General features: G+C 76.7%; 6 protein-coding genes. All 6 read left to right on the top strand.

Going from position 1 to position 10,654, the window contains the following annotated elements; all coding sequences use genetic code 11:
* Nucleotides 1–22: 22 nt before the first annotated feature.
* Entirely contained in the window at nt 23–262 is a 240-nt protein-coding gene (locus tag AC2TEW_RS26255; protein ID WP_033825422.1) for a phosphopantetheine-binding protein, read from the top strand.
* A complete protein-coding gene (locus tag AC2TEW_RS26250) occupies nt 259–1,617 on the top strand; it encodes a beta-ketoacyl synthase N-terminal-like domain-containing protein (RefSeq protein ID WP_484625829.1) in 1,359 nt (452 codons plus the stop codon). The genes AC2TEW_RS26255 and AC2TEW_RS26250 overlap by 4 nt, the downstream gene beginning before the upstream one ends.
* A gap of 13 nt (nt 1,618–1,630) precedes the next feature.
* Nucleotides 1,631–2,884, top strand: coding sequence for a hydroxymethylglutaryl-CoA synthase family protein (locus AC2TEW_RS26245; protein WP_484625828.1), 1,254 nt, complete (start codon nt 1,631–1,633; stop codon nt 2,882–2,884).
* Entirely contained in the window at nt 2,881–3,657 is a 777-nt protein-coding gene (locus tag AC2TEW_RS26240; RefSeq protein WP_484625827.1) for an enoyl-CoA hydratase-related protein, read from the top strand. Before AC2TEW_RS26245 ends, AC2TEW_RS26240 begins: the two co-directional genes overlap by 4 nt.
* Nucleotides 3,654–4,457 (top strand): polyketide synthase, encoded by an 804-nt coding sequence (locus AC2TEW_RS26235; protein ID WP_484625826.1) that lies wholly within the window; start codon nt 3,654–3,656, stop codon nt 4,455–4,457. The genes AC2TEW_RS26240 and AC2TEW_RS26235 overlap by 4 nt, the downstream gene beginning before the upstream one ends.
* A 95-nt stretch (nt 4,458–4,552) precedes the next feature.
* A complete protein-coding gene (locus AC2TEW_RS26230) occupies nt 4,553–10,645 on the top strand; it encodes an SDR family NAD(P)-dependent oxidoreductase (RefSeq protein WP_484625825.1) in 6,093 nt (2,030 codons plus the stop codon).
* The last annotated feature ends 9 nt before the right edge of the window (nt 10,646–10,654 follow it).

Here is a 10,654-nt window from a genome sequence, read left to right as displayed (position 1 = left end):
GCACCCGAAGAGGAACCAGACCATGACCACCGACGAGATATTCGCCGTCGTCCGCCGCAACCTCCTGGAGGTGCTCCCCGAGCTGACCGAGTCCCAGATCACTCTCGACCACAGCATGCGTGACCTCGGGGCCAACTCCATCGACCGGATGGACGTGGTCATCGCCACCCAGGACGACCTCGGCGTCCGGGTCCCCGCCGAGACGCTGACCCGTGCCAACGACCTGCGCTCGCTGGTCGCGGTCCTGAGCGAGCACGTGTGAGCGCGGGCGTGCCGGACCGGCCGGTCCCCGCGGTGGCCGTGACCGCGGCCGCCGTCCTCGGGCCGCTCGGCGACCGCCTGGCGGACTTCACCGCGGCCCTGCTGGCGGGGCGCAGCGCGGTGGCCCTCCCCGCCGGGACCGGCCCGTCCGGCACGCCCGACGGCATCGCGCTGCCCGTCGCGGCCCTCGGGCCGTTCGGCGTCGCCGAGTGGGCCGAACGGCACCTCCCGGACGACCCGGAGCGGGCGGCCCTGCTGCGCCGGGTCGCGGGCCGGGCCGCGCTGCCCGCCCGGACCGCGGCCTGCGTGGCACTGCGCGCCATGGTGGACGCCGGGCTGGCGCCGCCCGGCCGGGCCGTCGATCCGGCCGTGGCCGGCGGCACCGCCCTGCTGGTCGCCGGCAGCAACCTCGCCCTGGCGCACCAGGCGGACACCGTGCTCGGTCACCGCCGTGCCCCGGGCCGGCTGCGGGCCTCGTACGCCCTGACCCACCTCGATGTCGACGTGGTCGGTGCCGTGAGCGAGGTGACCGGGGTCCGGTCGGAGGGCTGGGCGGTGGGCGGGGCGTCCGCCAGCGGCTCGATCGCGCTGCTGCAGGGTGCCCGGATGGTCGCCGCCGGCTGGGCCGAGCGGGTCCTGGTGGTCGCGCCGGTGGCGGAGCTGTCCCCGGTGGAGGCGGAGGCGTTCCGGCGCACGGGGGCCATGGCGTGCGAGGCGCTGCGGGCCGAACCGGCCCGGATGTGCCGGCCGTTCGACCGTGACCGGCAGGGTTTCGTCCGGGGCGAGGGCGCGGCGGCCGTCGTGCTGGAACGGCCGGCCGCGGCGCGGGCCCGCGGCGCGGGGATCCTGGCGGAGGTCGCCGGGTACGGGCAGCGCCTGGACGCCCGGCGCGGCACCGAGCCGGACGCCGGGGGCCAGGTGGCCGCGATGCGGGCGGCGCTGGCGTCGGCCGGGCTGACGGCGGACCAGGTCGACTACGTCAACGCCCACGGCACCGGTTCGGTGCTGGGCGACCGGACCGAGGCCGACTCGCTGCTGGAGGTCTTCGGCGCCCGCCCGTCCCTGCGGATCAACTCCACCAAGCCGCTCACCGGTCACTGCCTGAGCGCCGCCGGGCTGGTCGAGGCGGTCGCCGTGATCGCCCAGCTCCGGGCCGGCATCTGCCACCCCAACCCCAACCTCGCCCGGCCGCTCGACCCCCGGCTGCCGCTGGTCGGCACCCGCGCCGAACGCCACCCGCTGCGCACCGCGCTCACCAACAGCTTCGCCTTCGGCGGCATCAACGCCTCCGTCGTGCTGCGGCTGCCCGAGGCGGCCGGCCCGGCCGCCGCCAGCCCTGACCCTGTCCTTTCCTGAGGGAGATCACCCCATGAAGCCGGTCGGCATCGAAGCCGTCAACGCCTACTGCGGAGAGACCTACGTCGACGTCCCCACGCTGTTCGCCGCCCGCGGGCTGGACGACAGCCGGATCGACAACCTGATGATGGCCCGCAAGAGCGTGGCCCTGCACTGCGAGGACGCCGTCTCCTTCGCCGTCAACGCGGCCAAGCCGATCGTGGACGCGCTCAGCGAGGAGGAGCGCGGCCGGATCGAACTGCTGATCGTCGGCACCGAGTCCGGCGTCGACTTCGGCAAGTCGCTCGCGACCTACGTCCACGACCACCTCGGCCTGCCGCGCTCCTGCCGCCTGTTCGAGACCAAGCAGGCCTGCTACAGCGGTACGGCGGCGGTCCAGATGGCCGCGGCCGTGGTGGCCGCCAGCCCGTTCGACGGCGCCAAGGCGCTGGTCATCAGCAGCGACGTGGCCCGGCCCGTGCCGCACACCTACGTGGAGCCCAGCCAGGGCGCCGGGGCGGTCGCCATGCTGATCGGCGACCGGCCGGTGGTGGCGGCCTTCGACCGGGGCGCCAACGGCTTCCACAGCTACGAGGTGATGGACACCTGCCGCCCGGACCCGGAGGCCGAGGCGGGCGACGTCGACCTCTCGCTGCTCACCTACATCGACTGCCTCAAGGGCTCGTTCACCGACTACGCCCGCAAGGTCGAGGGCGCCGACCTCGTGGACAGCTTCGACCTGCTGGCGATGCACACGCCGTTCCCCGGCATGGTCAAGGGCGCCCACCGGGCCGTCCTGCGCAAGCTCAAGCGGATGTCGCCGCAGGCCATCGAGGAGGACTTCACCGCCCGGCTGTCCGCCGCGGTGGAGTACCCGCGGCAGGTCGGCAACATCTACGCCGGCACCGTCTTCCTCGCGCTGGCCAGCACCATCGACAACGCCGTCATCGACCGGGAGCGCCGGATCGGCATCTTCTCCTACGGCTCCGGCTGCAGCTCCGAGTTCTACAGCGCGGTGGTGACCCCGCAGTCGCAGCGCGCGGTGCGCTCCATGGGCATCCGCGAGGCCCTGGACGCCCGGTACTCGCTGTCCGTCCCCGAGTACGACGAGCTGCTCACCGCGACCGCGGAACTCAAGTTCGGCGCCCGGGACTTCACCTTCGACCTGGACCGTTTCCCGCAGATCACCAAGGCCCGGTTCGGCGGCGGCGACAGCCGTCCGCGGCTGGTGCTGGAAGCCGTCCGCGACTACCACCGGGAGTACGTCTGGCTGGGGGCCGACCGATGAGCGGCCGGGACACGGCCGTCCGGGTCGTCCGCGGCCGGGGGATGGTGCGGGCGGTGCTCGACCGCCCGGAGCGCCGCAACCCCATCGACGACGCGCTGCTCGACGGCCTGGCCGCGGCGCTGGACCGGGCCGAGGCCGACCCCGACTGCCGGGTGTTCGTCCTGTCGGCGGTCGGCGAGGACTTCTGCGCGGGCACCGACCTGTCCGGCACCGACCTGTCCGGAGCCGGTGCCGTGGTCGAGCCGCTGCCGGACGGCGCCGAACTGCCGTACTGGACGCTGCTGGACCGGCTGACCCGCAGCCAGCTGGTGACCGTCGCGGCCGTCGACGGCCGGGCCACCGCCGGCGGGGTCGGCCTGGCCGCGGCCTGCGACCTGGTGGTGGCCGGCGACCGCGCCCGGTTCCGGCTCACCGAGGTGCTGGCCGGACTGGTGCCCGCGATGGCGCTGCCGTTCGTGGCCCGCCGCCTCGGCGAGCAGCGCGCGTTCGCGGCGACGCTGTGCGCCGAGGAGTTCGACGCGGCCGCCGCGCACGCCGCCGGACTCGCCGACCTCGCGGGCCCGGACGCCGAATCGGTGCTGCGGCCGCTGCTCGCCCGGCTCGGCCGGACCGACCGCCCCACCGCCGCCGCGCTCAAGGACTACCGGGCCCGGCTGTTCCCGCGCGACCCGGGCCTGGGCCACGAGGCCTCGCAACTGCTGATCGAACGGTTCGCGGCCCCGGGCGCCCGGCGGCTGCTGGACCGGCTGCGCACGGCGGGAGCCGCCGCATGAGCGCCGCACCGGCCCCTTCGCCGGACACCACGGCCGGGCCCGAGCCGGTCTCGCTGTCCTGGCAGGGCCCGATCGCGGTGGTGCGGATGGCCGACCGCGAGCGCCGCAACACCTTCGGGCCGGAGTTCAGCCGGAGCCTGGTCGACGCCGTCGGGCGGGCGGTGGCCGAGGAGCGGACCCGGGTGGTGCTGGTCGAGGGCATGCCGGAGCTGTTCTGCGCCGGCGGCTCGCAGCGCGAACTGGTCCACTTCGCCCGGGGCGAGGGCAGCTTCGACACCGACGACTTCTTCCGGGTGCTGGCCCGCTGCCCGCTGCCGGTGGTGGCCTCGGTCCAGGGCCACGCCATCGGCGGCGGGCTGGTCCTGGCGCTCTACGCGGACCTGGCCGTGTTCAGCGAACGCTCGGTCTACGCCGGGAACTTCATGCGCTACGGCTTCACCCCCGGCATGGGCGCCACCCACCTGCTGCCGTGGCGCTTCGGGCCGCAGCTCGGCACCGAGATGCTGTGGACCGCCCGCAACTACCGGGGTGCCGAACTGCGCGAGCGCGGTGCGCCCGTCACGGTGGTGGCCCACGACCGGGTACCCGCCGCCGCCCGTGCGCTCGCCGCCGACCTGGCGGCCGCTCCCCGGGCCTCCCTGGAACTGCTCAAGCAGGACCTGGCCGCGCCGCTGCTCGCCGCCACCGACGCGGCGATCGCCAGGGAGGCCGCCATGCACCGGACCTCCTTCCGGCTGCCCGAGGTGATGGACCGCATCCTCGGCGGCTACGGCGCCGCCGACCACCCGGACCGGAGCTGAGCCCACCCACGGACCGGGTCCGCCCGACCCGACCGCCACCGCCACTGCCGCCGCCACTGCCACTGCCACCGCCGACGCGAGGACCGCGAGAACTGATGGACGCGAAAGAGATCCTGACCCGATTCAAGGACGGGGGCCTGGACCGGGCCGCCGCCGCCCGGGCGCTGCTCGGCGCCGAGGCACCAGCAGCAGCAGCGGCCGTGGCCGAGGTCGTGGCCGGGGCCCCGGCCCGGGCGGCCGCGCCGATCTCCGACCCGGTCCCCGGGCCCGCCGCGACCGAACCGGTGGCGATCATCGGCTACAGCGCGCGCTTCCCCGGCGCGGCCGATGCGGACACCTTCTGGCAGCGCATCCTGGACGGCGACGACCTGGTGACCGAGGTCCCGCCGGAGCGCTGGCGGACCGAGGAGTTCTACGACCCGGACCCGGCCGCCGAGGGCCGCTCGGTCTCCCGCTGGGGCGCGTTCGTGGCGGACGCCGACCGCTTCGACGCCGACTTCTTCCGGATGACGCCCCGGGAGGCCGAGCTGACCGACCCGCAGGCCCGGCTCTTCCTCCAGGAGGCGTGGCGGGCGCTGGAGCACGCCGGGCAGCCGGCCGGCTCGCTCGCCGGCTCCCGGTGCGGTGTGTACGCGGGCGTGATGCTCAACGACTACCGGGACCTGATCGAGCGGCAGAGCCCGCACGCCCGGCTCCCGCAGGTGATGCAGGGGAACTCCAACTCCATCCTGGCCGCCCGGATCGCCTACCACCTCGACCTCAAGGGCCCGGCCGTCACCGTCGACACGGCCTGCTCGTCCTCGCTCACCGCCCTGCACCTGGCCTGCCAGTCGCTCCGGCTCGACGAGGCCGACCTGGCGGTGGTGGGCGGGGTGACGCTCTACCTGACCGAACTCCCGCACGTCTTCATGAGCCGGGCCGGGATGCTGTCACCGAACGGGCGCTGCCGGCCGTTCGACGCCGCCGCCGACGGCATCGTGCCGGGTGAGGGCTGCGCGGTCGTGGTGCTCAAGCCGCTGTCGAAGGCGCTCGCCGACGGCGACCCGGTGCACGGGGTGATCCGGGCGTCCGGGCTCAACCAGGACGGGCGGACCAACGGCATCACGGCGCCCAGCGCCCGATCGCAGGCCGCGCTGGTCCGCGACACCATGCGGCGCTTCGCCGTCGACCCGGCCGGGATCGACTACGTCGAGTGCCACGGCACCGGCACCCCGCTCGGCGACCCGATCGAGATCACGGCGCTCAACGAGGCGTTCGCCGGGTCCGGACTGGCACCGGGCAGCGTCCCGGTCGGCTCGGTGAAGGGCAACATCGGCCACACCTCGGCCGCCGCCGGGCTGGCCGGCCTGCTCAAGGCCGTCGGCGTGGTCACCACCGGCGAGGTCCCGCCGTCCCTGCACTACCGCCGGCCCAACCCGCAGATCCCGTTCGCCGACGGGCCGTTCACGGTCGCCGCACGGCGCCGGACGCTGACGGCCGGTCACGGGCGGCCGCGGCGGGCCTCGGTCAGCTCCTTCGGCTTCAGCGGCACCAACGCGTACGTCGTCGTCGAGCAGCCGCCCGGGCGGGCGGGCGGACCCGCTGCCGCCGGTACCGCCGAGCACCTGCCGGTCCTGGTCCCGCTCTCCGGCCGGCGCGCCGACGCCGCCGCGGCCCATGCGGCGGACCTGGCACGCTGGCTGCGCGGCCCCGGCGCCGGCGCCCGGGCCGCCGATGTCGCCCACACCCTCGCCGTCGCCCGGACCCACCACCCGTACCGCGTCGCGCTGCTGGTCACCGGCCGCGACGAACTGCTGGACTCGCTGGACCTGCTCGCCGACGGCCGGCCGGACCCCCGGCGGGCCGCGCCCGCGCCGGACGCCGTACCGGGGTCCGCGGTGGCCGACCCGGCGGTCCGGCAGGCCCAGCGGGACCTGCTGGACCGGCTGCTCGAGCGCCTGGGCGAGCGGCCCACCGGCGCCGAACTGGCGGCACTGGCACGGCTGTACGTGCAGGGCCACCAGGTCGACTGGGCGGCGGTCGGCCCCGCCGCCCGGCACCGGCGGCTGTCGCTGCCCGGCTACCCGTTCGCCCGGGACCGCCACTACGTGGACGCCGGTGCGGCCGTCGTACCCGCGCTCGGAGACCTCGCGGGCGGGGAGGCACCGCCGGTGCTGCACCGGCAGGAGTGGGTCCCCGCCCCGCTGCCCGCCGCCGACGGCCGCCCGGTGGGCCCGTACCTGGTCCACGACCCGGCCGGCGACCTGACGGCCGCCCTGGCCGCCGCCGGGGCCGAGGTCCACCCGCTCGGCGCCGACCGGGCCGCCGCCGAGGCGGTCCGCGCGGCCGGGGTGAGCGCCGCCACCGTCGTCCTGCGGCTCACCGCCGACGCCGCCGCGGCCGAGGGGGAGCAGGCGCTCGCGGCGGACCTGGCCGCCTTCGACGCCGCCCGGACGGCGCTCGCCGCCCTGCGGACCCAGCAGCTCACCCTGCTGGTGGTCACCGCGGACCCCGCCCGCGCCGCCGCCGCCGGGGCGCTCGTCCAGACCCTGCGCCAGGAGAACCCCCGGCTCACCGGACGCGCCGTGCTGGTCCCCCCGGACGGCACCCCCGACGTCCGGCGGCTGTTCGCCGAGGCGGCCGCCCCGGCGCCCGGGCACGGGCACCTGGCCGACCTGCGGACCGCTACGCGCACCCGGCGGGTGCTCGCGCCGTGGCCGCTGCCGGGCGCCGCCCGCTCGGCCCGGCCGGACGGGGTGTACCTGGTCAGCGGCGGGGCCGGCGGGATCGGGTCGGCCCTGGCCCGGCACCTGACGGACCGTCCCGGGGCCCGGGTGGTGCTGTGCGGGCGTACGCCCTGGGCAGACCTCCCCGCACCGGTCCGCCGGACCGTGGCCGGACACCGGCGGCTGCGCTACGTGGCGGCCGACCTCGGCGCGCCGGGCGCGGCATCAACCCTGATCGAGGACGTGCTGCGGACCGAGGGCGCCCTGCACGGGGTCTTCCACGCCGCGGGCGTGGTGCGCGACGGCTACCTGCTGCGCAAGACCCGGCAGGACGTGGCGGAGGTGCTCGCCCCCAAGATCCTCGGCGCGGCCGCGCTCGACGAGGCGACCGCGACGCTCCCGCTGGACGCGTTCGTGCTGTTCTCCTCGGTCGCCGCCGTCACCGGCAACCTCGGGCAGAGCGACTACGCCTTCGCCAACGCCTTCCTGGACGGCTTCGCCACCCGGAGGGCCGGCCGGGTGGCCCGCGGGGAACGGTCCGGGCGGACCCTGTCCGTCCAGTGGCCGCTGTGGGACGTCCCCGGGATGACGATCCCGGCACCGGTCCTGGAGGTGGTGCGGCAGCACACCGGCATGGCCCCGCTGCCCGCCGCCACCGCGCTCGCCGCGCTGGACCGCCTGCTGGCCTCGGACGGCCCGTCCGTGGTCTCGCTCTTCCACGGCGACGCCGCCCGCTGGCACCGCCACCTGGCCGAGCAGCAGCTGACCGGGCCCGACCCGGCCGGGCCGGACGCCGCCGGGCCGGACACCGCCGCGCAGCATCCGACCCGGCAGGACCGCGCCCGGGAGGACCGCGCCGGGCAGCAGCCGGCCGACGGTGCCCGGCGGGCCGTCCTCGCCGAGCTGGTGCACCGGACGGTCGCCGATGCCATCGGCCGGCCGGCGGGCGCCGTCGGCGGCGGTACCTCACTCGAGTCGCTGGGCCTGGACTCCGTGATGATCCGCACCGTCGCCTCGCGGCTCAGCGCCGAGGTGGCACCGGTCGGCCCGGAGATGCTCTTCGGCCTGCGGGACCTGGACGAGCTGGTCGACCTGCTGGCCGCCCGGGAGCCCCGGCCGACCCAGACCGCCCCGACGGCCGCGGTGCCGGATGCCGTGCCGACCGCAGTGCCGGACGGTGCGCGGACCCCGGTGCCGGTCGCCGTGCCGGGACCGGCCGAGGATCGGTTCGCGGTCATCGGGATCAGCGGCCGCTACCCGCACGCCCCCGACCTGGACGCCTTCTGGCAGAACCTGCTGAACGGCAAGGACACCGTCTCCGAGCTGCCGACCGACCGCTGGCCGGACGCCGGCGGGGTCCGCGCCCGGGGCCACTTCCTGGACGGCATCGACGCGTTCGACCCGGCGTTCTTCGGCCTGTCCGGCCACGACGGCACCCTGCTGGACCCGCAGGAGCGGCTGTTCCTGGAGGTCGCCTGGGAGGCGATGGAGGACGCCGGGTACACCGGCCCCCGCCTCGACACCCTGGTCGCGGCCGACGGCGAACGCCGCAGCGTGGGCGTGTTCGCCGGCATCACCTCCAGCGACTACCGGCTGCTCGGCGCCGAGCGCTGGGCCGCCGGACACCGGGACATGCCGTCGGGGCACTACTGGAGCCTGCCCAACCGGCTGTCGTACCTGCTGGACCTGCGCGGCCCGAGCCAGCCCGTCGACACCGCGTGCTCCTCCTCCCTGGTGGCGCTGCACCTGGCCCTCGACGCCATGCGGCGCGGCGAGTGCGCGGCCGCACTGGTCGGCGGGGTCAACCTGTACGTCCACCCGTCCCGGTTCCGGATGCTGCGGCAGTCCGGGTTCCTCGCCGAGGACGGCCGGTGCCGCAGCTTCGGCGCCGGCGGGTCCGGCTTCGGCCCCGGCGAGGGCGGCGGCGCCGTGGTGCTGAAGCCGCTCGCCCGGGCGCTGGCCGACGGCGACACCGTCCACGCCGTGGTGCGGGGCAGCGCGGTGGCCCACGGCGGCCGGACCAACGGGTTCACGGCCCCCAGCCCGCGCTCCCAGGCCAGGGTGGTCCGCGCCGCGCTGCGCGACTCCGGCGTGGACCCGGCCACCGTCAACGTGATCGAGGCACACGGCACCGGCACCGAACTCGGCGACCCGGTCGAGCTCGCGGGCCTCCAGGACACCTACGGCCGGGCCGGGGACGGCGCCGCCACCTGCTCGCTCGGCTCGGTCAAGTCCGCCGTCGGGCACGGCGAGTCGGCGGCGGGCATCGCCGCGCTCACCAAGGTGGTGCTGCAACTGCGCCACCGGACGCTGGCGCCCACCCTGCACGCGGACCCGGTCAACCCGGGCCTGCGGCTGGCGGACACCCGCTTCGTGCTCCAGCACACCGCCGAGCGCTGGCAGTCGGTCACCGGTCCCGACGGCAGCCCGCTGCCGCGTCGCGCCGGGATCAGCTCGTTCGGCGCCGGCGGGGTCAACGCCCACGTGATCGTCGAGGAGTTCCTGCCCGAGCGGTACGGGCGGCCCGCCGAGCCCGCCGAGCCCGCCGAGCCCGCCGAGCCCGCCGAGCCCGCCCCCGCGACCGCCACGGCGGCAGACCCGGAACTGGTGCTGCTCTCCGCCCCCACCCGGGACCACCTCGCGGCCACCGCCGACCGACTCGCCCGGTGGCTGCGCAGCCCCGAGGGCTGCACCGATCTGCGGGCCGTGGCGCACTCGCTGCGCACCGGCCGGGCGGCCCTGGACCACCGCCTCGCGGTGGTGGCCGCCGACACCGCCGAACTGGCCTCGGCGCTGGCGGAGTTCGCCCGGCCGGAGGCCGGCGGTGCGCGCGGCACGACGGCCCGGTCCGCGGACGTCCGCGAGGGCGGCGGCCACCGCGAGCTCGGCTCGCTGCCGGAGACCACCGCCTTCCTGTCCGAGCTGTGGCGCAACGCGCGCCTGTACCAGCTCGGCGAGCTGTGGCTGTCCGGACTCGACGTCCGTGCGGGTACGGCGGACGACCCGGCCGGCGGCAGGGTCGCGCTACCGCCCTCGGTCTTCCTGCGGCGCCGGCTGTGGCTGACCGACCCGCCCGCCGACGGCCCGTCGGGCGCGGGTGCGGGTGCGGGTACGGGTGCGGACGCGCCCGAGCCCCCCGCCAGCACCGAGCCCCCCGCCGACCCCGAGCCCCCGGCCGCCCCGGCGACCCCCGCCGACCCCGAGCCCCGGACCCACCCCGCGCCCGGGACCGACCCGGCTCCGGACCCGGTGGCCGAACGGCTCACCCGGCTCGTCCGGGCCTTCCTGCCGGACACCGCCGGCGCCCCGGCACCCGACCGCACCCTGCTCGAACACGGCATCGACTCGATCAACCTGATGAACCTCCGCTTCGAGATCACCGAGCAGTTCGGGGCGACCCTGCCCCTCCAGCTGCTCAGCGAGTCGACCCTCACCGCACTCGCCGCCCGGCTGACCACCGACCACGCCCACGACCGGGCCTGAACCAGAGGG

This window comes from Kitasatospora sp. NEAU-CNBT7, assembly GCF_057220535.1.
This window is presented reverse-complemented; position numbering and strand designations above follow the sequence as displayed.